Consider the following 25380-nt stretch of genomic DNA (forward strand, 5'->3'; position numbering starts at 1 on the left):
AAATAGAAAAAGAAAAAAATCAGGTTTGAACTGGTATTCAGTTCAAATCTGCATGTAACGTGCTGCTTCACCAAGATCCTCTTCAATTCTGAGGAGCTGGTTGTATTTTGCAGTACGCTCACTTCTTGCCGGTGCACCTGTCTTGATAAGGTCAGCACCGATTGCAACTGAAATATCAGCAATTGTTGTGTCTTCGGTCTCTGCGGAGCGGTGGCTTACCACAACACTGTAACCGTTGCGGTTTGCCATGTTAGCTGCATCAAATGCCTCAGAGAGTGAACCAATCTGGTTGACTTTCAGCAGAAGTGCATTTGCAGCACCCATTTCTACACCTCTCACAAGACGGTCTACGTTTGTTACAAAGAGGTCGTCACCTACAATGATGGTGTCCCATGCATCGTTAGTCAGTGCTGCGAAGTCATCAAATGATTCCTCGTGGAATGGATCTTCAATAAGAATGATTGGATAGGTTTCAATAAGCTCAAGGTAGTAATCAACGAGTTCCCCTGGTTTTAAGAGCTTACCGTCAATTGAATAGGTTTCCCCGTCAAAGAACTCTGAAGCTGCCGCATCAAGACCAATGCTTATCTCGGTCTCTGAATATCCTGCTTCTTCAATAGCACTTACAAGTGCATCAAGTGCATCGTGGGTCATCTCTATGGATGGTGCGTATCCACCCTCATAACCGACGTTTGTTGCTGAGCCACCATATTTGCCTTCGAGAATCTTACCAAGTGCATGATATGTTTCAGTACCCATGCGCAGAGCTTCTGAATAAGTTTCTGCGCCCTTTGGCTGGATCATGAATTCCTGAATGGAAAGCGCATTTCCTGCGTGTTTTCCACCGTTCAGGACATTCATAGTCGGAACAGGAAGAGTAAATGCATTTATGCCGCCAAGATAGCGGTAAAGTGGCATGTTAAGTGAATCTGCTGCTGCTCTTGCAACTGCCATGGATACACCAAGGATTGCGTTTGCACCAAGTTCCATCTTGTTCTCGGTACCGTCCAGAGCCAGCATAAGACCATCGATCTCGCGCTGCTTCCTGACATCCATTCCCAGAAGTTCTGCTTCTATGGCGGTGTTGACATTGTCAACTGCGTCAAGTACACCCTTTCCAAGATAGCGTTCTTCCTTGTCGCGCAACTCAAGCGCTTCATTGCTTCCTGTAGAAGCACCGGAAGGAACACTTGCCCTGCCAAATCCATTAGAAGTATAGACATCTACTTCAACTGTAGGGTTTCCTCTGGAGTCAAGAATCTCACGTGCGTGAATCTTTTTTATCTTATAACTTTTATCATCATCGATATACGGCATCCTATTCCACCTTTGACTTGGTTTAACACCTAGTTTGCAATTACTGTATATATTGTTACCGTTCACTTCTTTTCAATTCTACGCTTGAACTTATGATTACAGGCATATCTGCCAAAACTAAATTATATATACATAAATTATATAAACTTAAAAGTATTATAGTAACCAAATGAAAAGCGGAGATACTGATCTTTTAAGCGGAAAAGGCTACGAAATTATTGAACTTTTACAGGGACTGGAAGTACCCAGAACCGAAGCCATCTCTATTGCATGTCTTGTATGTGGAAAAGAACTAACCTCACAAAACATTGAACAGGCATCTGGCCTCAGGCAACCGGAAGTCAGTATAGCTATGCGTCCTTTAAGAGAAAGAGGATGGATAGAAGAAAGAAGCGAAAAAAAGAATACTGACAAAGGCAGGCCTGTCAAATATTACAAACTCATTGTACCTTTTGAGGAAATAGTTAAAACCTTTGAGTCAAAGGCTCTCAGAAAGAACATGGAAATGGTTGAAGCCCTTGAGCAACTCAAGGAACTCAGTGGTAATGGCGAGTAAGACCTGAAACAGTCAAACGAACTATTTTTCAGCTTTTGTCCGAGAAACAAACAGGAGCAAAGCCCCTCTTGGTGTCAAAAACTCTACTTGCAGAGATACCGGAGATCTCCATAATGAATACTTCGACAACCATGAAAACTTCACTGTTTTCACGAAGACAACCTGTTTTAGTAGATTCACCACGACCTGCCGCAGAATGCAGATGAATCTTGGGTTTACCGGTTTCACTTTCCCAAAATATATTACCTACACCAATAAGCTCATGTGCATCATGGATGCGAGCCCATTGAGGGTCCGGTGGAACTATATTTTCTTTGGGACCGACAACAAGATTAGCTTCTTTCACAGCACCTAGCATCGTGAACATTGCCGACCTGATATTCTCTGAAACTGCAAGACCTTCAAGTTCCTTAAGGATGTTATCTCCCTGATCCAGACGAACAGTAAATACTCTTCCTATACTACCCTGTGAATATTCCATAAGATCACCTTTTTGCAGATTTCACCGAACATCAAACAGAATCCGATTCAATATGTCCATCGACTATTCTGATGATACGATCAGTCTTTCTGGCCATTTCCTCATCATGAGTAACAAGAATAAAGGTTTGTCCCCTGTCCCTGTTAAGTTGCCTTAGAAGCTCATATATCTTATCACTTGATTTTGTGTCAAGATTACCGGTTGGTTCGTCACCTATAACTATTCCAGGATTGTTGGCAAGGGCTCTTGCAATGGCAACTCTCTGTGCCTGACCACCCGAAAGCTGGTTAGGACGATGATCCATGCGGTCACCCAGACCTACCTCATCCAGAAGTTTTGCAGCAACTTTTTTAGCTTCACTGCGTTTCACTCCTCCAACCAGAAGTGGCATCATCACGTTTTCAAGGGCGTTAAAATCAGGCATAAGATGATGATACTGGAATATAAAACCCAAAACTTCATTACGCACTTTAGAACGCTCTTTTTCAGACATGTCGGTAACTACTTTCCCATCAATAGTAATAGTCCCGGAACTTGGAGTGTCCAGAATTCCTATCATGTGAAGGAGAGTACTTTTCCCTGAGCCGGATGGACCTATTATTGAAAGGAACTCACCCCTCTTGATATCAAGGTCTACATTGTCAAGAGCGCGTACTTCTACTCCATTCATATATATCTTGGAGAGACCTCTTGTCTGTATAATGAAAGAACCGTTATCATCAGCCAAATAAAAACCTCTGGTAACTTTATTTGGATTTAGACTATTTCAATGTATTTGATTCAGAAGAAAAATCAAAATGAAACTGAGAGAGAAAAACAAAAAGAGAAAAAAGATCAATAAGACGGATCCATTCCGTCTATCTGTGAAAATGCGCGGTCGACTTCTTTGACTGAAGCCACACGCTCTTTTTTATCACGTTCCTGTTTAATTGCATCCACAGCTATTGAATAAAGGCTCTCAAGTTCAGATGCAGATTCAAGGGTGAGTACAGCCAGCACCTGTGGGAGTTCACCGCTCCTTACAACGATACCTTTGAATACATGACCTACTGCACTTGATAATTTCTCAACTTCCGTTGAAATCTCATCTATACTAAGGCGCTCCTTGTCACCCCTGATGATTACCATTGCCCTGCTGGCTTCTTTGTAAACATCACTTGAAAACAGCAGTCCTGATGGAGAAAGTGCTTTCTGGATAGCACTTCGCACAGGCATATCAGTATCAGCTTCGTAGAAACCGATAGTTGCAAGTCCTGCACCACCATTCATGACAGTCTTAAAGTCACCAAGGTCAGTGACCATCATCATTTCACTGTCAAGAGAGTCAAGCAGGAAAAGAAGACGGCGTGCTACCATATCGTTGATACCATTGTAAGCAGATTCAACATTGCCACCCATCTGTTTCAGGAACTGGTTATCAGCCAGTATAATACCGTCAGCACCACTCTCGCGAATATCTCTCAGGCAGAATGCAGCATTTTGAAGATAGAGTGTCCCTTCTTCCCTGAAAGGAAGCACAACAACTGCATATACAGGATAATCATGCCTTTCTTTCAGCTCTTTTACAAGCATTGGTGTAAATGAAGAACCGGTTCCGCCAGATGCTGATGTTATAACAAAGCACACATCAAAATTGCCTCTTTCCTCAATCTGGCGCATAATATGGGTTTTGTTATCTTCAAAAACATGTTTTCCAACATTCCTGTTAGCTCCTACACCATGTAAATGAGGAATATGTATCCTGTCCTTTGCCTTTGTGAATTTCATCTCTTTAAGATCATTCACAGCAGTGTTGATGGCAATGGTCTGTACATTGCTTTTGTATTTTTGTTGAGAATAGAATTTGGCCAGACGGCTTTTTTTACCGAAAGCTTCCCTGTTAATAGCATCCAGTATGCGATTTCCACATTGGCCGTTACCAACGATGAGTATGTTGAGCAAATAATTCCTCCGAATTGTAATATAATTATAATTAGATAAATCTTGTGATAAATCCAGTTTTCATTAACTGTAACTCTCGTATCAGAACTTATATTGTTTGTGCCTGTAATAAATCCATCCTGCAATAGCTCCGATAATCAATATAGGAAGTACATAGACATATATAGGCTGCTCGAAAAGATAATCGTATTCTCCCTCAGCAACGTAGATTTTATTTGTAACAATCTCCGATGTGACCTCTTCCAGTTGTGTGTCTACTCCATTGTCAAAGAGGTAACTGTTTTCCATAGAAAGAGTATAAGTTCCAATTTCAGCAGCTTTTAATGTAAAAGTAAATTCCTTCTCCTGTTGCACACCAAATGATTCAAGGTATATAGTAGGAATGCCGGATATTACTTCAACGTCTGAGCCACCCTGGAATTCCAGACCATCAGGAACTATGATATCAACAGTTACAGCCGTTGCAGGAGCATCACCATTATTCTTTACGGTAATAGTTCCCTGTATCTCTTCATTACGATTTACGGTGTATTTATCAAGAGTAGTTGTAAACTCAAGATCCGCATTAACAAGATCTTCACCTGCATTTACAATTACAGTTGGAGAATTTGAAGAGGCGTCAGCAAAATCCAGACCTGCTTCATTAGTAAAACTTGCCGTTACCGGATTCAATGAAAAAGTACCGGATTCAGTTGCTTTCAAATCATAGACATATATCTTTTTAGGAGAATCACCATCCTCAACATCGATCTTACCGGGGTCTCCAAGAATATTGTCAACTAAAATAAATTTGGCTTGCTGAGGGTCGGAGAAAACAACATCCACTGCGTCATCATCACCCGTATTTTCAACGGTGACGGTTACACGTACGACTTCACCTACATCTATTTCAGATTTATCCACAGATTTTATGATTTCGAGTTCAGGTGTTCCGGAATATACAGCATATTCATGACCACCATCGATTACATCACTTTCAAAAAGATCACTTACACGATAGTTGGTAACGGCAATAGATACTCTTACCACAGGAAGAGTTCCACTGCTTACGGATACGAGACCAACTGTCACTTCAGCATCATCTTCAAAATCAAATTCATATGTATCACCTTCGTTGATAAGGAAACTGTCAACCTCGTCCCCATTCTCGTATACATAGAACGAAGCAGAATCTGCACTGGGGAAAGCATCAGTTACATCTATTACAAAATTGTTCAACTGGTAACCATCGCCCGTGGTGATGGAACCATTATAAATCTCTACTGCCGCAGCATTTCCTGCCAGTGCCAGACAGAAGAAAACCATGCAAAAAGAAATAACCAATAAACGAGTAGCTTGAACCATGTTTTCCTCAAATAAACAGAATTTGATTTGTTTTTCAGCTAAAATACGCAGTTATTAATATAAACCTTATGATTACGATTGCTTTTAAGATTTATGTAAAACAAATGCAATAAATTCATTTGACATCACTAAATTTCCTGATTTACAACAATTTCCAGACTAACATCTATCCATTGTGACTGATGGATAAGAGAACCCATGGAAATAACATGAACTCCTGTTTTTGCATAATCTTCAAGGTTATCCATATTGATTCCACCTGAAACTTCAATAATAATGTGTTCAGGGATAGATGAGTTTCTCAGAAAATCAACGGTCTTAATTATAGCAGCAGGATCCATGTTATCAAGCATTATTATATCTGCACCTGCCATGGCAGCTTTAAGAGCATCTGCAGATGATTCCACTTCAACCTCTATCTTCTGGGTAAAACCTGCTTTTTCCTTTGCAGAGTTAATTGCAGCTTCCACACCCATCATCTTCACATGATTATCCTTTATCATTATGGAATCTGTGAGGTTGAACCTGTGAGAGTCACCGCCTCCTGCAATGACAGCCATTTTTTCATACTTGCGAAGACCAGGGGTTGTTTTTCTTGTACATGCAACCCTTGTATCAGAATGCCTGCGTACTATATCCACACACCTGCTGGTGTTGGTAGCTATTCCACATAGATGACCCAGGAAGTTAAGGACCAGTCGCTCTGTCCTGAGAATTGAAAGAGAACTTCCTTTCAGAGTAAATATCACATCGTTTTCCGATAATCTGTCCCCGTTTGAATAATCTGTGGAATATTCAATCCCGAAATAATCAAAGAAGGAAATTGCAACATCAATTCCTGCAAGAGTACAATCCTTTTTTGTAAAAATAATTGCTTCCACAGCCTTATCCGGAACAAGTTTGCATGAAATATCATTATACCCAAGATCTTCTTCAAGGAAACTTTCTATTTCGTGTGTGTACATCATATTATCTACGAATATGTATGGTAAAGTGATTTATATCCTTTCAGCATATAAGCAAAACCTACTTAACCAATCAATATAAGCAGTAATCAACAAAATACTGTATTATACTTTATTTTCAGGGATCTAAAATGCTCAGTATAGGACTTATCGGCTGCGGAACAATAGGAACCAGTATATGCAAAGCTATTGACAATGGGACCATTGAAGCAGAGCTTGTAGCCATTTACGACAGACACCTTGATGATGTGGACAAGCTTTTGTCCACTTTGAAAAATTCAAAACCTCAGGTTATGGAAGTCGCTGAAATGATCAAAAATATAGACCTGCTTGTGGAATGTGCATCACAGGAAGCAGTCTATGAAATCATACCCACAGCACTACATGCACATTGTGATGTCATGGTCATGAGTGTTGGTGCATTCTCTGATGAGAAGCTGTATAAGACCATAAGGGAACTTGCAAAAGAGAACAAATGCAAGGTTTACCTTCCATCCGGAGCAATTGTCGGCCTTGATGGTCTCAAATCTGCCTCTGCAGAGGAAATATATTCTGTCACACTTACAACCCAGAAACCACCCGTGGGACTTGCAGGTGCTCCATATATAATCAGGAATAAAATAGATCTAGACAAAATAACCGGAAAGACAGTTATTTTTGAGGGTTCTGCCAGTGAAGCCGTAAAGGAATTTCCTGCAAATGTCAACGTTGCAGCCACAATTAGTCTTACAGGCATTGGTTTTGAGAAAACCAGGGTAAAGATAGTAGCAAATCCGGCACTCACACGTAACATACATGAAATATCTGTGGAAGGTTCTTTTGGTGAATTCACAACCAGAGTGGAGAACGTCCCATCACCAACAAATCCCAGAAGCAGCTATCTGGCATCCCTTTCAGCTATAGCTACTCTGAAAAAACTGTCAGATCCTATCCAGACTGGCACATAATCTCAATATAAATCCATTATAATATGCAGGATAATTTCAAATTCCTGCTTCCAAATCCAAATTTAAGGTAATGATCTCATGCAGGATACCCAAAAAACTATTGAAAGGATATTAAAATTAAAAGAGGAATGCAATGCTGTAATCCTTGCCCACAATTATGAGAGGGGTGAGATACAGGATATTGCAGACTTTACAGGGGACTCACTTGGCCTGAGCATACAGGCAACTGAGCAGGAAGCTGATGTAATTGTTTTTTGCGGCGTGCATTTCATGGCAGAAAGTGCTGCAATCCTGAGCCCGGAGAAAACTGTACTCTTACCGGAAATCCATGCAGGATGCCCGATGGCTTCAATGGTTACTGCTGAAGCCCTTTGTGAGGAAAAGAAAAAATATCCTGATGCTGCGGTAGTCTGTTATGTGAACTCCACAGCAGATGTGAAAGCTGAGAGTGATATCTGCTGTACATCAGCAAACGCTGTTGAAGTTGTAAACTCTCTTGAAGAAGATGAGGTGCTTTTTGTACCTGACAAGAACCTTGCAGACTACGTATCAAGGTTCACAGGTAAGAAAATAATCCCATGGAATGGATACTGTCCGACTCACAATCAGATACTCACAACTGACGTGATAAAAGCAAAAAAAGATTATCCAAATGCGGAAGTTCTTGCACATCCCGAATGCAGAAGAGAAGTTGTTGACCTTGCAGATAAAGTGTTCAGCACTACAGGAATGGTGGAATATGCCAGAAATGCAGGTGATGAATTCATCATTGCGACTGAAAGAGGTATTATCCACAAACTTCAGAAGGACAATCCGGGAAAGAAGTTTTACAACGTATCTGAATTTACAGTGTGTCCTGAAATGAAAGCAATTGACCTTGATTCTTTACTGCTTTCACTTGAAAAGATGCAGTATGTTATCACTGTCCCTGAAGATGTCAGCGCAAAAGCAAGAATTGCACTTGACAGAATGCTGGAAATTAAGAGAAACAGGTAAGTTCTAAATGCAGGCATATCTGAAGCTTATGCGATCAGGCAACTGCCTTATGGCAGCTATTGCCGCCCTTGTAGGAGTTTTCATAGCATATAATATCGTTTCAGCCAATGCCACAGCAGATTCTTATGCTGCTGCATTTCCCACATTCCCTATTTTAGATTCATTAAAAGTGTTCCTTGTAGTATTTTTTGTAACTGGTGCAGGGAATGCCATTAATGATTATTTTGACATAGATATTGACAGGATAAACAAACCTGAAAGACCAATTCCTTCAGGTAAAATAAGCCTGAAAGCTGCAATGTATTTTTCTCTTGCACTCTTTGCAGCAGGAAGCATAATTGCAGCATCCATCAACATGATATGCGGAGCAATTGCCCTTGTAAATTCTTTGCTGCTCATTTATTATGCAAGCAACCTCAAGCGTACAGCACTTTTTGGAAACATAGCGGTAGGTTATCTTACAGGTTCAACATTCCTTTTTGGAGGTGCCGTTTTCTTTGAATATGGAGGAATTAAAGGTGTATTTGTCCTCTTTGTGCTGGCAACTATGGCTACTATTGCCCGTGAAATTGTCAAAGATATAGAGGATATTGAAGGCGACCGGGAAGACGGGGCACAAACACTACCAATTATCATCGGCCCAAAAAAAGCAGCATACCTGGCGGCATTTATCGGACTCGTTGCGGTTCTTGCAAGTCCTCTGCCATACATACAATCGCTTATGACAGTACGTTATCTGATATTAGTAGCAGTTGCGGACATACTCTTTGCAGTAGCTGTATATGAGATACTTGGGAAAAACAATCCTGCAAAATCCTCTAAGATGTTTAAGATGGCAATGGCCTTTGCACTAATCTCATTCATTGCAGGTGCATAAAAGTAAAGACCCGGGACTTTATTCTTCCAGAGTAACTTCGCATATTACATCAGAATGCTTCAGGTATTCCTGTAATATCATAGGAAAAGTGCCTGCAGGCACAAATCTTACACCCAGCTCCTCAGCCCATTTCTGAATTCCAAAATCACTTGCAACCACCGCAGCATCCAGTTCCTTTGCAAGGATTAGCACATCAATATCCGGAGCACTGTCAAGAATTCCGTACCGAAGAGCTGCGCGGTATTTATTCCTGAACTTTCCTATATGCCCACCTATAACCCTTCTTTCAATATCGTGGCTTATGTCGTTCTTGTTCTCTGCCTTTGACTCTGTAAGAAGGCATTCGGTGGAGGAAGCCCATATTGTCTCCTCGGCAATCACCATTCCTTTATTGATTCTTTCCCGCATGTGTGACACATATTCATGGAAAACCTTTGAGGGAATCTGCACGTTATACCTGTCAGGAGCTTTCTTTACAAGCCATGTGTCGATCTTTGCTATCACATTGCTGTCACAGCCGTTGTTATGGGCGAATTCCTGTAACTCTTTATAGACTGATGGAAAAGGCACATAGCAACTTATACCGAGATTTAATCTGGAGCTGGCGATTAAATCAAGAACTTCACGTATGCCATCACACATACCACCCTGCTCCAGCTTTTCTCTTACCTGAAGATCGGTCAATGCAGTAGTATCAAGAACAAAACGCTGTCTTAGCATAGAATTACCTCATAAATATCCGATCAACCGGATTATTCCATATATAAATGGGCAGAATGAGCTTAAAGTATTTTTGGTAGTAATCAGTTCATGTGACATCATATACGATATATGTTCACAGATAACGAACAAATATTTTTAAATATAATGTATATTTTTAAATATTATTATATAACTTCTGTCATATAATCCAGCACAGAATTACAGCTACAAGTTACTGAAGCATGACTAATATGCGTTGAAGAAAATAAATTATTACACTTTTCGGGGAATCAGATGAAAATAAGGAATAGGGTGCTGTCAATCCTGGGGATGACATTCATAATAATGTTAATGCTTTTTGCAGTTGTTACCGGGCAAATTCTGGATAATAGTTTCCACAATCTGGAACAAAAAGAAATAACTAAAAATCTGGAACGTGCGGATTCTGCTATCGAATCAAAATTGAATAAACTGGAAATAACTGCTGCTGATTGGGGTTACTGGGATGATACATATTATTTTTTGGAGGGAGATGATGAATACATAACAAATAACCTAGAGCCGGAGTCACTCATAAACCTGCAAGTAGATATGATGTTATTTTATGACATCAATGGACAATTATACTACGCAACCGGTGCAGACCCTGAAACTAATGAAAAGATACAGATACCGGAATCACTACTTTCCTACCTGAACATTCAAAGCAAGCTACTATCAGCTCCAGAAAACCCAATCGAGGCAAGCGGAATTCTCCAAACACCCGATGGAGATATATTGCTCCTGGCTTCCAATCCAATTACGGAAAGCACGAATGACGAGATAACAGGAACCCTCATTGTTGTAAATTATGTGGACCAGAATTTTATCGAAGGAATAGAAGAACTAACCAAGCTGAAACTTGCAGTTAATAATATAGGAACAGAAAAAACTGCAGCAATGGAATCTGAACTCCTGGAAAATGATGGAATCGGGATAGAAGTCCTCAATAAGAAATCAATCATTGCCTCAAAAATTCTTTACGACATAAATGGAAATCCTGCGCTCATACTGGAAGTGGAAATGACAAGGGAAATTCACCAGCAGGGAGAGATTGCAATGATTTACATGATCTCTGCCATTATGCTGCTGGGAATAATCTATGGCATTATTGTCATGTTTTCCATGGAAAAATACATACTTGCACGCATATCGGATCTCAGAAAGAACCTTATTGATATCACAAAAAGTGGATCACTTGGCTCGCGAGTGAAAACAGATGGAAATGACGAACTTACTGATCTTTCCGAAAACATCAACGATGTACTGAATACTCTCGAAGAAAAAGAGAACAAGATACATGAAGAGGAAGTAAAGACCCAAAATAAGATGAAATCGATAATTGAGAACATTCTCAGTGGAGTAATTCTTATTGATGGAGAAACACACCTGATAACTGATGTGAACCCGGTTGCCGAAGAAATGATAGGACTCCCCAGAGCCCAGATTGTCGGCAAAATATGCCATGAATTTGTCTGCCCTGCTGAAAAAGGAAACTGTCCAATCAGCGACCTGGGGGAGACAGTAAATCGTTCTGAAAGAGTTCTTATAGACAAGGAAGGAACAAAAATCCCTATTTTAAAATCGGTGGCTTCTGTAAACTTATCTGGCAAGGAGTACCTGATAGAAAGTTTTGTTGACCTTAGCAAAATAAAAGAAGTTGAGAAGGAACTTGTAAAGGCAAAGATTATTGCAGAATCAGCAAACCGGGCAAAGAGTGATTTCCTTGCAACCATGAGCCATGAACTCAGGACACCGCTTAATTCTATAATCGGTTTCTCAGATCTTATTCTGGAAGGAAACGCAGGAGAACTGAAAGATAACCAGAAAAGATACATCTCAAATATATCCACAAGTGGAAAACATTTGCTATCCCTAATTAACAATGTACTTGATCTTTCTAAGATAGAAGCAGGAAAAATGGAGCTGCATCCTGAAGGATTTCCTGTGGAAGAAGTACTTCTGGAAGTTAAGCAGCTTATGGCAAGTCTTGCAAATAAAAAGAACATTAAAATCAGCTATGTCAGAGAGGATGATGTCGGGAAGGTCTTTGCTGACAAGACTAAAATCAAGCAGATACTATACAACCTACTGAGCAATGCCGTCAAGTTCACACCGGAGGGTGGAACAATAGATGTAAATGTAGAAAATTCAGGGGACAGGATAAGGTTCTCTGTGCAGGATTCCGGAATTGGAATATCAGAGAAAGATATGAAGAAGCTGTTCACTCCTTTTACCCGCTGGATTCAGCTGCTAACAGGCAATACGAGGGAAGCGGACTTGGACTTACCCTTGTTAAGAAATTTGTCGAGCTTCACAATGGAACTCTTGAAGTTGAGAGTGAACCCGGAAGGGGTACTAAATTTACTTTTGAACTTACAATCAAAGAAGATCCAAGAGAAAAAGAGAAGAAAAACAGCACTTATGGGAAACAGACTGTGAATCTGGAAACTGATGACTCATCAGCAGTTTCCGTACACGTGGAGCCAGAGAACAGCACAGGCGATGAGGAACTTATACTGGTTGTCGAAGATGATGATGCTTCCAGAGAACTGCTTGAAGAAACATTAAAACATTCAGGATATAGGGTAATTTCCATATCCAGAGGTCAGGAAGCACTTGAGATTGCAGAGAAAACACAGCCTGTTGCTATCACTCTTGATATAATGATGCCTGGTATGGACGGATGGGAAGTCCTGAATAAACTAAAGAAAAATGATAAAACGAAGGATATACCTGTCATTATAACCACCATGATTGATGAAAGAAAAATCGGAACAGCACTTGGAGCTGAAGAACATTTTATAAAACCTGTCCAGAAGAAAACACTCATTGCTACACTTGAAAGGATACAAAAAGACAGGAGCCATGGACCATTCCACTTACTTGTTGCGGATGATGAAAAAGTTGCTGTGGAAATGATAGAAGAGATGTTAAAGGATAAAAACTTTAAAGTTACTCCTGCATTTGGAGGGCAGGAAGCTATAGACATTGCACTAAAGGAACATCCTGATGCAATATTATTAGACCTGATGATGCCTGAAGTCACTGGCTTTGATGTAATAAGGACTTTGAAGAGTAAGGAAGAGAGTAGTGATATACCTATCATTGTCTGTACGGCAAAGTACCTTGAGAAAAAAGATCTGGAAATACTTAACAAAGATATATCAGGCGTAATCCAGAAAGGTGAATTCAATAAGGATAAATTGATCTCACATATTAAGGACATCAGGAAATAAAAGATGCTAATTTTAAAACACGTTAATTTTTCAAAATTAAAAAAGAAAATGCAGCATGACAAATAATGCTGCATTTGAACATCATTTTTGTTTTATTTCAGACTTAACTAAGCCTGAATTTTGCTGCACCCTGGCTCAGAATCTGTGCCAGTTCTGCAAGTTGCTGTGCCGATGCTGATAGTTCCTGCATGGAAGCTGTTTGTTCCTGCACGGATGCCGATGCCTGCTCGGTACCGGCTGCTGACTGCTCTGAAACTGAAGATACCTCTTCTACAGATGCTGTTACTTCCTCAATGCTGGCTGCCTGTTCTTCAGCAGCGGCTGCGATTTCCTGTGCCATTCTGGCAATTTCTTCACTACCTGCAACAATTGACCTTACAGCTTCTACAGTATCCTTCAGAGCCTGTGCACCAACAGATACCTTGTCCGTACCCTTATCCATTGCATCTACAGCCTCATGACTTCCATCCTGTATCTCATTTATGAGAACTGCAATCTCCTGTGCAGCACTGCTTGAGTCTTCTGCAAGTTTTCTAACCTCATCAGCTACAACAGCAAAGCCTTTTCCATGCTCACCTGCACGTGCTGCTTCAATTGCTGCATTGAGCGCAAGGAGGTTTGTCTGGTCAGCAATAGAAGTAATCAGGTTAACAATTTCTCCAATCTGTTTTGACTTGCCGTCAAGATTGCGAATAACATTTGCAGAAGCTGATACAGCAGTCTGGATCTCATCCATCTGTGCCAGGAGTTTTTCGGATTCGTTACCTATTTCGCGGATTGTTTCACTTGCCATGCCTGCATTCTGAGCTGCATTCTGGGCATTTGCTGCAATTTCCTGAACGCTTATTGACATATCGTTCATTGCAGTTGAAACATCCATTGCCTTTGAAGACTGGATCTGTGCTCCGTTTGATATCTCACTTACTGTTTCAGATATCTGGGTTGAAGTTGCAGTCACTTCTTCTGATGATGCTGAAATTTCTTCTGCTGTAGAAGCTACTTTTGAAGCACCCATCTGGACATCGCCTATGAGACTTGTCAGGTTTCCAACCATTTTCTTTATGGCGTTTGAAAGCTGCCCCAGCTCGTTGTCAGCCGCATCTGCAAGTTCAAGAGTAAGATCTCCATCTGCAACCCTGTTAGCTGCATCAATCACTACACTAACTGATTTTGTTATCATCTTAATGAGGACAGAAGCCATGATGATACCAAGAACCAGAGCAACAAGGATAGACACAACCATCATCAAGGTGGAATTTCTCATTTCTTCTTCCATCTTTGATTTCTGATCTGCACGGGCTTCCTCTGTTATGGACTCTACTTCAAGTGCTGCTTCATGCATTGTTTCACTTGCTTCTACCTGCTGTTCCGCAAATGATACATAAGCATTAAAATCAGCTTTATAGGCTGTTGTTGCTGCAATTATTGCCTCTACAGCTTCCTTGTCTTCCTGATTCTGGAAGCTTGAATCAAGAGTATTACCGATAGCTATTATCTCGTCCATATTGTCATTGACATTATCTGCATACTGCTGATCAACATGTAACATGAAACGCAGTCTTTCGCCACGGGACACAAGATTCAATTGAATCATTTTATTAATAAGTTCTATATTTTCAAACTCCTCTTCAAGAACTGCAGTTCCTGAATTCTGTTCAAGTGCCTGGACATAATCCTCGTCCTGACTGACTATCAGATCATTCATTAAGGCTTCAAGTACAAGTCCCTGCGCAACAAGGGCCTTTTCTGCTTCTTCTTTCCGCTCCTCAAGTTCTACATAGTTGTCAAATGCTGCCTGATAGCTCAAAGCAGCCGCTTTCACATCATCCATTTGCTGATCGTTTACAGAGTCAGTAAATAGTTCCTTAGATGATTCGGTCTGTGTCACTATTTCATCAACGTGCTGATCTACTTCATCGGCATACTCCGGATCAAAAGTCAACTGATATGTTGCTTCTGAAAAACGAGCGTCTTTCATGTATTTGACCAGACGGTTCATGTCATCTGCTTTGACAACCCTGTCATCAACATTCTGCATTCCACTATAACCACTGTAACCAACAAAAACAGTAAGTAATAGCAAGATTGCGAAGGAACCTGCAAGGATATGTTTAAGTTTCATTTCTTCCAATTTTGTTTTAAAATCATCCAGCATGCATTGGAACTCCCTTATATATTTTAGTACTTAAAGTGAAATCGCCTGCATATGAAGGGACTTTTTCACTTGTTTATTAACCATATTTTATGTTCAAATTATGAGCAAATATCACATCATAATATACAACTTATATACATAATTTAAAATATATAAATATATTTTCATTATACTTGTTACATACACACTTTAACATAAAGACAATTTATAAAATCCAAAATGCAAAAGTTTATAATCATTATTTATACTTATACACAACAAGTAGCTAAAATGTACAATCATTACTACAACTTTTGTTAATATTAAAAACGGATGCACCTAAAAAATAGGACCTGAAGAACAAGTCAATTAAATAATTCTATTCCAAATATTTGGAAATATTTTCATATATATATTTATCGCATGACATCATGCAATAAGATATATAAAAATACATCGCCCATCATAATTTATAATAATGAAAATATAGCGCAAATTATATATTTAAAACTCGCTATTTATACTTTGTGTGATGGTGTTGCACTTTACTATATAACATGTACTTGAGAGATAACCATGAACTTCAAAAAAATGAATATTAAAACTAAATTACTTTTATACATTGTTGCGAGTGTCACTATTCTAATGGCTGTAAGCACATATGTTATAGTAGATAAAGTTACAGAACAAGAAATGACAATGGCTTATGCTGAATCTGAAAGTGTTGCAGAAAGCTATGCATACCAATATGACAGCGATATGCGGTCTAATCAGATGCTTGCTCAGACCATGGCTACTACCATGGAAAATTACGACAGCGGGAACAGAGAGGAAATAAATTTTGTTCTTAAGAATCTGCTCGAAGAAAATCAGGGACTGCTGGGAACGTATGTTGCTTACGAACCAAATGAGTTTGATGGAAAAGATTCAGAATATGTAAATAACCAGGGACATGACACCACCGGAAGATTTATTCCATACTGGAGTAGAAGCGGTGGTTCTATTGCTCTAGATCCACTTGCGGGTTATGAATCAGATGATTATTACCAGCTTCCTAAAACCCTGAAGCAGGACGTCATACTTGAGCCTTTTATGTATGATGGAATTATGATGATAAGTTACATTTCTCCGATAATCAAGGACGGGGACTTTGTGGGAATTGCCGGTGCGGACGTATCTCTAGATTATGTAGATGAGGAGGTTTCAAAGATTAGTATCTTTGATACAGGCTATGCATTCATGGTCAGTAACACAGGTCTTTTTATGTCACATCCAACTGAAAAGGAATGGATAGGCACAGAGACACTTGCAGACCTTAATAATCCTGAAATCGATAAAATGGCAGAAGATATTAAAAATGGAATTAGTGGACATATTGAGGTTGTCGACCCTACAACCGGAAAAGATGTTGCTATGATATACAGTCCTATTGAAACTGCTGACTTCGCTTTTGTACTGACTGTACCACAGGATGAGATGTTTGCAGGTGCAATGGAACTCAGGAATCAATTAATAATAATTTCAATTATTGCTATTATTGCAATGGCAGGAATTGCTTATCTTATCGCACGTTCAATCACAAAACCTATAGAGAACATCGTTGATGATTTCGAAAAGATATCAAATGATGCACTTGAAGGAAAGATTAACGGAAAAGCAGAGACTAATGTGGGCATTGACTTTGAAGCAATACCAAGAGGGCTCAATGAGATCATGCACACAATGAATAATATTATTTCTGATATAAGCAAGAATTCAAATGTCATTGCAAGTACATCAGAACAGATGTCTGCTGCAATTGAGGAAGTTACTGCTACATCAGAGGACGTTTCAAAGACAATAACAGACATTGCAACAGGAGCAAATGAACAGTCTGCTAAAACTGATGATATTTCCCGTGCAATGAATGATATGTCCCAGAATGTCCAGGATATTGCTACGAATGCACAGATATCTGCTGAGATTGCAAGTGAATCCAGTGAAAAGACAAAGGATGTAGGGGACAGGTCTGAAGAACTTATGAGACAGATGGAAGAAATCCAGAAGAGTTCTATGGAATCAGTCGATGCCATCAAGGGACTTGAATCAAAATCCAAGATGATTGGTGAGATTGTAAGCCTTATTACCAATATTGCAGACCAGACAAACCTGCTTGCTCTTAATGCTGCTATTGAGGCCGCAAGAGCAGGAGAACATGGAAAAGGTTTTGCTGTTGTAGCTGATGAGGTTCGCAAACTTGCAGAAGAATCAGGAAATGCAGCAAGCCAGATATCTGATCTTATTAATGAGATTCAGGTTGAGACAAATGTTGTGGTTGATTCAGTTGAGAAAGGAAACAGCACTGTCCATGACGGTGTGGCTGCACTTGATGAAACTGTCAAAGCCATGAGAGACATTGTTGAAGGTTCAATCAAAGTTTCAGAAATGGTCCAGAATATCGCTGCTGCAGCACAGGAGCAGTCTGCCAGCATTGAGGAAATAACTGCTTCTATCGAGGATGTTACATCCATATCCCAGGAAACAGCAGCAGGAACCGAGCAGACTTCTGCATCCGTGGAACAGCAGAATGCTTCCATGCACGAACTGGCTCAAAGCTCACAGGAACTCGCAGGAATGGCAGTTGCAATGCAGGAAATGGTTGGCAAGTTCGTACTTGCAACCGAAGAAAATGTGATGCACGAAGATGCACCAAAATTAGAAGAAAATAAGAAGGGACTCTGATTGTCCCTCTTTTTTTGTTTTTTGATGATTTTTTGGATCTAGTTTTATGTATACATATAGTTGATCTTTTGTTTTCAATTATTAATTAACAATTAAAAACAAAATTGTCTATTTGGAAAAAAATGAAATAGTATATCTTGCAATATTATATCAAAGTATACAATATGATAGAGGAATTTGTTTGCCAATTGAAAATAAAGATATAACCATTACATCAATTTCTTTTTCACCAGTCAGCAAAAAAGAAACTGAGGAAGAAGAAGAAGAAACAAATGAAATCAGACAGGGAATAATTCAAACAACCAATTTAGATGAAAGAATACTAGACCTGTTTAAAGAATATATAAAGTACTTGTTTAACCACGATAAAAGATCATATTCAGCAGATATTAAATCTTGCGAAGAATCTGAGATTGATATTAAAGAAAAACTTGATGAATGTCTTGGATATGATTTTACTCAAGATGAAGATAAAGATAAGTTCCAACATTTTTCAAAATACCTTGCACAAAATCTTATTTATCATATGAGTCGCTCCACCACTCCAAAACCTGGAATATTATTCGTAATGATTGCAGAGGTAAGTGAGGTGAATCATGTTTTTATATTGAAGGTTGATTTAGAAAAAGAAATCATTCAAATATGGGTAGACGAAGAGAATTTAAATTTGAACATTGATGAAGTTAAAAATGCCATGCCTACTCCTGAACAATTACAGAAAGGGGCAGCATACCCACATCCAGCATATGATAAAGATTATAAAATAATCCAAGAAAGCTATCTTGCTAGTTATTTTGATAAATTCTTACAATGTGACAGAGAAGAACCTGAATACAAGCAGTTCAAAATCGTAAACGATGTAGTGAAAGTTGTTAGAAATGAATTTGATAGCGAAAATGAAATGATTCAACCAGACTTAATAGTAAATGAATATTTTAAAGACATGGAAGATGAAATATTTGATCGAAATGACCTGATTGAATGTGGTAAGAAAGTAGCTCCACACACAAACGATGAGGATATTAAAAGAGTCATTACTCGCGAGCTTGAAGCAAGAAGTATGCCAGACATTTATATTCCAAAAAATACTACACTCACGAATAAAATAGAAATCACAATTGGTGATATAACAATAAGGGGCCCTTACCAGTCCATGATAGATAAAGTTAAAATCGAACCTGGCGACGGAATATATCTAATAAGTGTGAAAGGTTCAACATGCAAAAAGAAAATAAAAAGATAAGAGAAATGTATTGATGACGATTTATGATAACTTTGTGAGAAACTATTTAGAATGGGGAGAAGAATCACCTACTAGTTTTTCTATTAATCATAAAAACATTAACAATATTGAAGAACTCAAAAAGTTAAATAATATTGTTTTAGATTTAAGTAGTCAACATCATGACTTCAAAATGCACTTTGCATATCAAATTGAGCATAAAGAAAGTGGATTTGAACTTGAACTAAACATATATAGTAAAGAGAGAGTAATTATCCATAGTTTTGAGATTGAATCCGAAATTGAATTGGAAAATATTTTTGCGAACGAACAGTTGATACTTGAATTGCAAAAATGCCGAGAAGCGCATGAAAATTCAAAACCAATGCATTTGGATGAGATTGAGAAAATAATAGAAGAATATATCAATTACAGTGAAACTAATTCAGTTAGTATCTCCTTTTCATTTGAAAAGAATATTATTGTATCCAAATTCTCAGAACCTTCATTGGAAGAATACAATATAATCATATTTTTGTCATTCCCAAATTTTGAAAAGTATATGGGAGAATTATCCTTCAAAGATTTGAAAAAAACATTGCTGAATGACAAGTTAAATACATTAATCTTAATCGAAGGATTAAATTCCAATTGTTTTGGTAATTACTTTGCAACCTTTGATCTAGAAGAAGCTATTGAAAATAAATCTCTAATCGAAGATTACGTAAAATCATCGAAGAAAGATATAGTTTCGTACAGGGATAAATTGGGAAAACTTATCGCAGGAATAAACGATGATTTTTTCATACCCCCTCAATATTTCGATTTTCTGAAATCGGATAGTTGTATTGATAACTTAAAAGCTCTATTTTATCCAGCATTGTTATTCAATTTGTACATATCTTTTTCAGATTCAATGGAATTTACTGAAAGCTCTTGCAAGTTAAGAATTAACAGTAAAAGAACCGTATACAGCGAGTTTACTTTTGATAATAGAAAGTATTTAAAATACAATATCAATGGAAACACAATAAAATTCAACGATTATATAACTCAAATCGAGGAATTATATCACTTCTACTTGAAAACTTTTGGATTGATGAATACAGAAGAAATTGACGAAACAAAAGTCCTTATAGCCAAAAAAGTAATATCGATTTATTCCAGAACTTATATTGATATATTAACCCATATAAAAGACATCATTAACTCTGCTAGTTCAGAATATAACCTATATATTAGAGAAAGGGTTGATGATTTTATAGCTTTTAAAGAGCAACTGATAAATTATAGGTTTAATCAGAACAAAGAAATAATAAAATTCAATTCAAATTTAAGTGAAACGTTAAGCAGCACTTTTTTTAAAATTATTGGTTTTATTCTTGTATTTATAATAGGATTAATTGCTAAAGTAGATGAAACATTGATTGATGAATACATGTTAATTGTGCCTTTCCTATTAGGATTATTCATTCTATTTTCAATATATAGATTGCATACAATCAAAGTGCTCTATTATGAAAGTCAAAAACATCAAAGTAAATATGAAAGCTATTTCAACCGCTATTTAAATGCTGGAGATATAGAGGATTTAGGAGAAACAATAAACGATTGCATATTCAACCGAGAATATTATGTAAATTTAGGAGTGCTTTTAATACTGCTTGCTGCTTGTGCTATATTTTGGACATATGCAAATTGGAATGTGATAGAAAATAATGTATTCCCCATTACTTCATCTATAAAAATGCAGATAATAAATTCAACGCTAAATAAATGATGGCTATGGAACTAAATGAATAAAAAAAGAGGAAATGGTAGATTCTACATTAACTAAAGAGTTAACTTTTCACTGATACGCCCTTTCATCAATATCCTTTTCTTCCTCGTTAGCTGCATACATTGCAAATGATTCGGCAGCCTGCTCATAGAAATTCATAGCACTGCGTGATGTTGTTGGTTTTACACGGCTTTTGGATTTGAGGAAGTGGTCGTAAGTAATCTTGATGCCTTCTGCTTTTTTGAGAGCCTCTTCCTGACTGAGACCTGGAGTTATCACTTCACGCAGAGCCAGCATTGAAGCTTCACGACAGATGGATTCCAAATCAGCACCAACGTAACCTTCGGTTATTTCTGCAAGCTCTTCCACGTCTACGTCTTTTGCAAGAGGCTTGTCGGCAAGGTGGATATTAAATATCTTTTCACGGCTCTGCTTGTCAGGAGGACGGACGTATATCAGGCGGTCAAATCTTCCCGGGCGCAGAAGCGCAGGATCTACAATATCAGGACGGTTGGTGGCTGCGACTATAACTACATCCTTGAGTTCTTCGACTCCATCTATCTCTGTGAGAATCTGGCTTACAACACGCTCAGTTGCATGTGCATCCACACTTGAACCACGTTCTGATGCCATTGAATCTATTTCATCGAAGAATATTATTGTTGGTGCAGCCTGCCTTGCTTTTCTGAAGGTTTCACGCACTGCTCGCTCGGATTCTCCAACGTAGCGACTGAGGAGTTCCGGTCCTTTGATACTGATGAAGTTTGCCTCGCTTTCTGTAGCAACAGCTTTTGCAAGCATGGTCTTTCCTGTTCCTGGAGGACCGAAGAGCATGATTCCTCTTGGTGGTTTGGTGTTTACGGTCTCAAAGAGAGCAGGATATTTCAGAGGCCATTCAACCGCTTCTGACAGTTCCTGTTTTGCTCCTTCAAGGCCGCCGATGTCATCCCATTTCACATGAGGTACTTCCACGAAAACCTCACGCATGGCCGATGGTTCGATGTTTTTAAGGGCTTCATCGAAGTCCTTTCTGGTGACTTCCAGCTTTTCCATGAACTCCGGCGGAATCTCATCTTCAACGTCATCGATCTTAAGTTCCGGAAGAAGTCTCCTGAGGGCGTGCATTGCAGCCTCTTTACACAGGGATGAGAGGTCAGCACCTACAAAACCGTGAGTTACTGCTGCTATTTCCTTTAGCTCAAGGTCTTTTTCTAGAGGCATACCTCTTGTGTGAACATAGAGTATTTGCAGCCTTCCGTCTGAATCAGGAATTCCCACCTCTATTTCACGGTCAAATCTTCCTCCTCGACGCAGGGCTTCATCAATGGAATTTGGACGGTTGGTGGCGGCTATGACTATGACCTTGCCTCTGGATGCAAGTCCGTCCATGAGGGAGAGTAGCTGAGCGACTATCCTGCGCTCCATTTCCCCTACTACCTCATCTCGTTTTGGAGCTATGGAATCTATCTCGTCAACGAAAATGATAGTTGGAGCGTTACGCTGGGCTTCCTCGAATATCTCTCGGAGCTTCTGCTCGCTCTCACCGTAGTATTTGGAGACTATCTCAGGTCCGCTTACGGATATGAAATTTGCATCGGTTTCGCTGGCAACTGCCCTTGCGATCATGGTCTTTCCTGTTCCCGGAGGACCGAAGAGCAATACTCCTTTTGGTGGGTCGATGCCGAGTTTGTTGAATAGTTCCGGGTGCTTGAGTGGGAGTTCTATCATCTCACGCACAAGTCCGAGTTCACGTTGCAGACCTCCGATATCCTCATACGTGACCTGACCTGCGGCTGATTCTGCTATGGCGGCTTTCTCGCGCAGGTTTATCTGGGTGTTGCGGGTCACTACAACCGGACCTGATGGCTTGGTGGAGAGTACGACAAAAGAGATTGGGTTGTTCACTGTCTCGACACGGATGTTTTGTCCTTTTGCAACTGGACGACCTTCCAGTATCCTGAGTATGAAACGTGCTCCGCCTACAAGGTGAGTTTCCCTGGTCGGTGCAAGGGTGATAGCTTCTGCTTCCACGACCTGCACTTTTTTGAGTGAAACTGTGTCATCGATACCTACTTTGGCATTATTACGCAGGTTACCGTCTATGCGTACAACGTCCTTGCCTGCATCTTCAAGATAACCCGGCCAGACTATCGCATAGCATTTCTCCTTGCTCTTGATCTCAATTATATCGCCGCTTATGGCACCGATCTTTTGCATGAGAGTCTTATCGAGCCTGGCAATTCCCCTGCCTGCATCCCTTGGATAAGCCTGACCTACTTTTACAGTTATTTCATCTGTCAAGCCATATCACCACAGGACTGTTTTTGAATACGGTATCGACGGTCGTCATCAATAATATATTCAGCAGAAGTATGATTTAACGTTTCTGGGGTTTTTGAGGATATGTGATGAGTACGTTTATAGTAACATGAAATTCTAATGATTCTAAATTATCATTTTCAAATCAATGTTAGAGTGGAAATACTCAATCGTCTTCATAAAAGGATGTGAAGTCGCCAGGACTCAAATTTTGAAGAATATAATAAGAAAAATAGATAAGGACTAAGTTGCTAAAGCCAAAAAAGATAATATCACCTATCAGAAATTGACTTTTTAGAACCAGTGAGATATCAAACCATATTACAAAAAGTAGAGTCAAAATACTAACAGCATATTGTTGAAACCTGACAGATAAAGGTAAATTTCCTATAAAAGGTACTTTCACATAAGGATTCATGTCGGGAAGTTTTTTGTAAGCAGGAGTACCCGAACCCTTAACGATGCCTTCAAATATAATATCATCACCAGACTTACCAGTATGCATTAACTGAATTACTACACCATCATTCTTATCAATATAATCAAAAAACAAAGGAACTTCAGACAAGTCACTCGATAAAGAACATCTAAAATTGTTAGATTTGTTTGATATTTCAAGAATATTAGCATCCAAAATCTTATAGTCACCAGTTGATGTCAATTTTAAAGGAGAAGAAGTTGGAATATCGTGAGAATTTATTGTTTCCTTTCCACCATTCCAAAAACAAATCTTAGTAACTGTTAAATCTCCAATAGAATCCTCATTAAAATGAATTTTTAGTGGCTTAAATTTTCCACTTAAACCTTGAAATATATTATTACTTTTGCTAGAATAAAGTGGCTTTTTTTCTCTTTTAGATTTGATATAAATAAAAACGGTTACAAGAATACTGAGAACAGCAAGTATTATACTTAAAAAACTAATCCAAGGATTTGAAGGTAATGATTCAACAATATGAGTGAAATCGGAGACAATTGCCATTAATAAAATCCAACCTAACTAGTGTTAACAGTTAATAAATTAACATGTAGATTGTAGTATATAAAAGCAAGGTAAAAATAGGTAAGAAGTAACCGAAGTTACATCTCGTTTCTAAGTTTCTCGACAAGTTCTGCCTTGATGCAGGAAGTCCTGTCGCCGCCACATACCATGCCGCGAACACCAATGATGTCAGGCTGGATGCGCTTAAGAACTGGAAGGTCCTCGAACTTGAGGGTTCCGGCAAGTGCGGAAAGAAGTCCTTCCTTGCGGATAGCTGTTGTAAACTTTGTAAGCTCTTCCTCGTCCATAAACTCAAAGGTTGAGCGTCCGTCCTTGATACCTGTGTCGACCATCACAACATCAACGCCTGCCTTTGCGCCGATAGCTGGAAGGAGCTGTGGGTTGATGGAATTGATACGCTCATAGTCAGAATAACCTGATGCGACAACCTTCTTTGTAGAATCGTAATTCTTTACAGCCTTTGTGATGTTAGTAAGCATTTCAAGAGCCTGCTCTTCGGTCTGGACATCATAAAGACCGACCTTTATATAATCTGCACCTGCAACTGCTGCGCCAAGTGCCGCAAGGGATGCAGTTCCCGGCTTGAAGTTAAAATCACCTATAGTCGCGCTTATCGGTTTGCCGGAATTAATAGACTCCTTTACAGAGCTAATAATCCACGGGAAGTTTGCACCAAGTGAACCTTCTTTAGGATTCTTCACATCAACAATGTCAGCACCACCTTCGTATGCTGCAATTGCCTCTTCTGGGTTGATCGGACTGATAAGTAATTTCATCTTTTTAACCTCTTTTTTTAT

Annotated in this window: 19 protein-coding genes and 2 pseudogenes; 10 read left to right on the top strand and 11 right to left on the bottom strand. The window is 39.1% G+C overall.

The window, feature by feature from the left end:
- Nucleotides 1-42: 42 nt before the first annotated feature.
- Nucleotides 43-1317 (bottom strand): phosphopyruvate hydratase, encoded by a 1275-nt coding sequence (gene eno, locus V7O61_RS12450; protein ID WP_023845664.1) that lies wholly within the window; start codon nt 1315-1317, stop codon nt 43-45.
- Nucleotides 1318-1486: 169 nt separating this feature from the next.
- Between eno and V7O61_RS12455 the strand changes: the two genes are divergently transcribed.
- Complete coding sequence (locus V7O61_RS12455; RefSeq protein ID WP_023845663.1) at nt 1487-1873, top strand: transcriptional regulator; 387 nt, start codon at nt 1487-1489, stop codon at nt 1871-1873.
- A 28-nt stretch (nt 1874-1901) separates the two neighbouring features.
- Here the strand turns inward: V7O61_RS12455 and V7O61_RS12460 are convergent, their stop codons facing one another.
- The 5 genes from V7O61_RS12460 to nadC form a co-directional block, all read right to left on the bottom strand.
- The gene (locus tag V7O61_RS12460; RefSeq protein ID WP_023845662.1) at nt 1902-2354 is read right to left on the bottom strand and encodes a PPC domain-containing DNA-binding protein; all 453 of its coding nucleotides are present in this window, start codon (nt 2352-2354) and stop codon (nt 1902-1904) included.
- Between the two features lie 31 nt (nt 2355-2385).
- Entirely contained in the window at nt 2386-3024 is a 639-nt protein-coding gene (locus V7O61_RS12465; protein ID WP_048136058.1) for an ABC transporter ATP-binding protein, read from the bottom strand.
- A gap of 164 nt (nt 3025-3188) precedes the next feature.
- Nucleotides 3189-4295 carry a cell division GTPase gene (locus V7O61_RS12470; RefSeq protein ID WP_023845660.1) on the bottom strand — a complete coding sequence of 369 codons (1107 nt, stop codon included), beginning with the start codon at nt 4293-4295 and terminating at the stop codon, nt 3189-3191.
- Between the two features lie 81 nt (nt 4296-4376).
- Nucleotides 4377-5639 carry a BatD family protein gene (locus V7O61_RS12475; RefSeq protein WP_407281600.1) on the bottom strand — a complete coding sequence of 421 codons (1263 nt, stop codon included), beginning with the start codon at nt 5637-5639 and terminating at the stop codon, nt 4377-4379.
- A 128-nt stretch (nt 5640-5767) separates the two neighbouring features.
- Complete coding sequence (nadC, locus tag V7O61_RS12480; protein ID WP_407283396.1) at nt 5768-6604, bottom strand: carboxylating nicotinate-nucleotide diphosphorylase; 837 nt, start codon at nt 6602-6604, stop codon at nt 5768-5770.
- A gap of 131 nt (nt 6605-6735) precedes the next feature.
- Here nadC and V7O61_RS12485 point away from each other — a divergent pair, with 131 nt between their 5' ends.
- The 3 genes from V7O61_RS12485 (at nt 6736) to V7O61_RS12495 (ending at nt 9424) form a co-directional block, all read left to right on the top strand.
- Complete coding sequence (locus tag V7O61_RS12485) at nt 6736-7551, top strand: aspartate dehydrogenase (RefSeq protein WP_023845657.1); 816 nt, start codon at nt 6736-6738, stop codon at nt 7549-7551.
- A gap of 78 nt (nt 7552-7629) precedes the next feature.
- Entirely contained in the window at nt 7630-8547 is a 918-nt protein-coding gene (nadA, locus tag V7O61_RS12490; protein WP_407281599.1) for a quinolinate synthase NadA, read from the top strand.
- 7 nt (nt 8548-8554) lie between these two features.
- Nucleotides 8555-9424, top strand: coding sequence for a geranylgeranylglycerol-phosphate geranylgeranyltransferase (locus V7O61_RS12495; protein WP_023845655.1), 870 nt, complete (start codon nt 8555-8557; stop codon nt 9422-9424).
- Between the two features lie 18 nt (nt 9425-9442).
- On the opposite strand, the gene V7O61_RS12500 is transcribed toward V7O61_RS12495, so the two are convergent.
- On the bottom strand, nt 9443-10144 hold the full coding sequence (locus V7O61_RS12500) for an RNA ligase partner protein (protein WP_407281598.1): 702 nt from the start codon (nt 10142-10144) through the stop codon (nt 9443-9445).
- A 333-nt stretch (nt 10145-10477) separates the two neighbouring features.
- Here V7O61_RS12500 and V7O61_RS12505 point away from each other — a divergent pair.
- The 3 genes and pseudogenes from V7O61_RS12505 to V7O61_RS12515 form a co-directional block, all read left to right on the top strand.
- Nucleotides 10478-12328, top strand: a pseudogene (locus V7O61_RS12505) (CHASE4 domain-containing protein); the annotation flags it as partial.
- Nucleotides 12329-12405: 77 nt separating this feature from the next.
- Nucleotides 12406-12486: pseudogene (locus tag V7O61_RS12510) on the top strand (hypothetical protein); the annotation flags it as partial.
- Between the two features lie 117 nt (nt 12487-12603).
- Nucleotides 12604-13404, top strand: coding sequence for a response regulator (locus tag V7O61_RS12515; RefSeq protein WP_407281597.1), 801 nt, complete (start codon nt 12604-12606; stop codon nt 13402-13404).
- A gap of 103 nt (nt 13405-13507) precedes the next feature.
- On the opposite strand, the gene V7O61_RS12520 is transcribed toward V7O61_RS12515, so the two are convergent.
- Nucleotides 13508-15559, bottom strand: a complete 2052-nt coding sequence (locus V7O61_RS12520) for a methyl-accepting chemotaxis protein (protein WP_407281596.1) — start codon at nt 15557-15559, stop codon at nt 13508-13510.
- A 624-nt stretch (nt 15560-16183) separates the two neighbouring features.
- On the opposite strand from V7O61_RS12520, the gene V7O61_RS12525 reads away from it, so the two are divergent.
- From V7O61_RS12525 to V7O61_RS12535, 3 genes are all read left to right on the top strand, one after another.
- Nucleotides 16184-18259, top strand: coding sequence for a methyl-accepting chemotaxis protein (locus tag V7O61_RS12525; RefSeq protein WP_407281595.1), 2076 nt, complete (start codon nt 16184-16186; stop codon nt 18257-18259).
- Between the two features lie 112 nt (nt 18260-18371).
- Nucleotides 18372-19502: a nucleoid-associated protein gene (locus V7O61_RS12530; RefSeq protein ID WP_407281594.1), complete on the top strand. Its 1131-nt coding sequence runs from the start codon at nt 18372-18374 to the stop codon at nt 19500-19502.
- Between the two features lie 13 nt (nt 19503-19515).
- Nucleotides 19516-21261 (top strand): hypothetical protein, encoded by a 1746-nt coding sequence (locus V7O61_RS12535; protein ID WP_407281593.1) that lies wholly within the window; start codon nt 19516-19518, stop codon nt 21259-21261.
- Nucleotides 21262-21330: 69 nt separating this feature from the next.
- Here the strand turns inward: V7O61_RS12535 and V7O61_RS12540 are convergent, their stop codons facing one another.
- From V7O61_RS12540 to V7O61_RS12550, 3 genes are all read right to left on the bottom strand, one after another.
- Nucleotides 21331-23562, bottom strand: a complete 2232-nt coding sequence (locus tag V7O61_RS12540) for a CDC48 family AAA ATPase (RefSeq protein ID WP_407281592.1) — start codon at nt 23560-23562, stop codon at nt 21331-21333.
- Nucleotides 23563-23746: 184 nt separating this feature from the next.
- Nucleotides 23747-24562, bottom strand: a complete 816-nt coding sequence (locus V7O61_RS12545) for a hypothetical protein (protein ID WP_407281591.1) — start codon at nt 24560-24562, stop codon at nt 23747-23749.
- A 98-nt stretch (nt 24563-24660) separates the two neighbouring features.
- Complete coding sequence (locus V7O61_RS12550; protein WP_407281590.1) at nt 24661-25359, bottom strand: (5-formylfuran-3-yl)methyl phosphate synthase; 699 nt, start codon at nt 25357-25359, stop codon at nt 24661-24663.
- Nucleotides 25360-25380: the final 21 nt, after the last annotated feature.

The sequence above is a fragment of the Methanolobus sp. WCC1 genome, assembly GCF_045690315.1.
Taxonomy (GTDB): domain Archaea; phylum Halobacteriota; class Methanosarcinia; order Methanosarcinales; family Methanosarcinaceae; genus Methanolobus; species Methanolobus tindarius.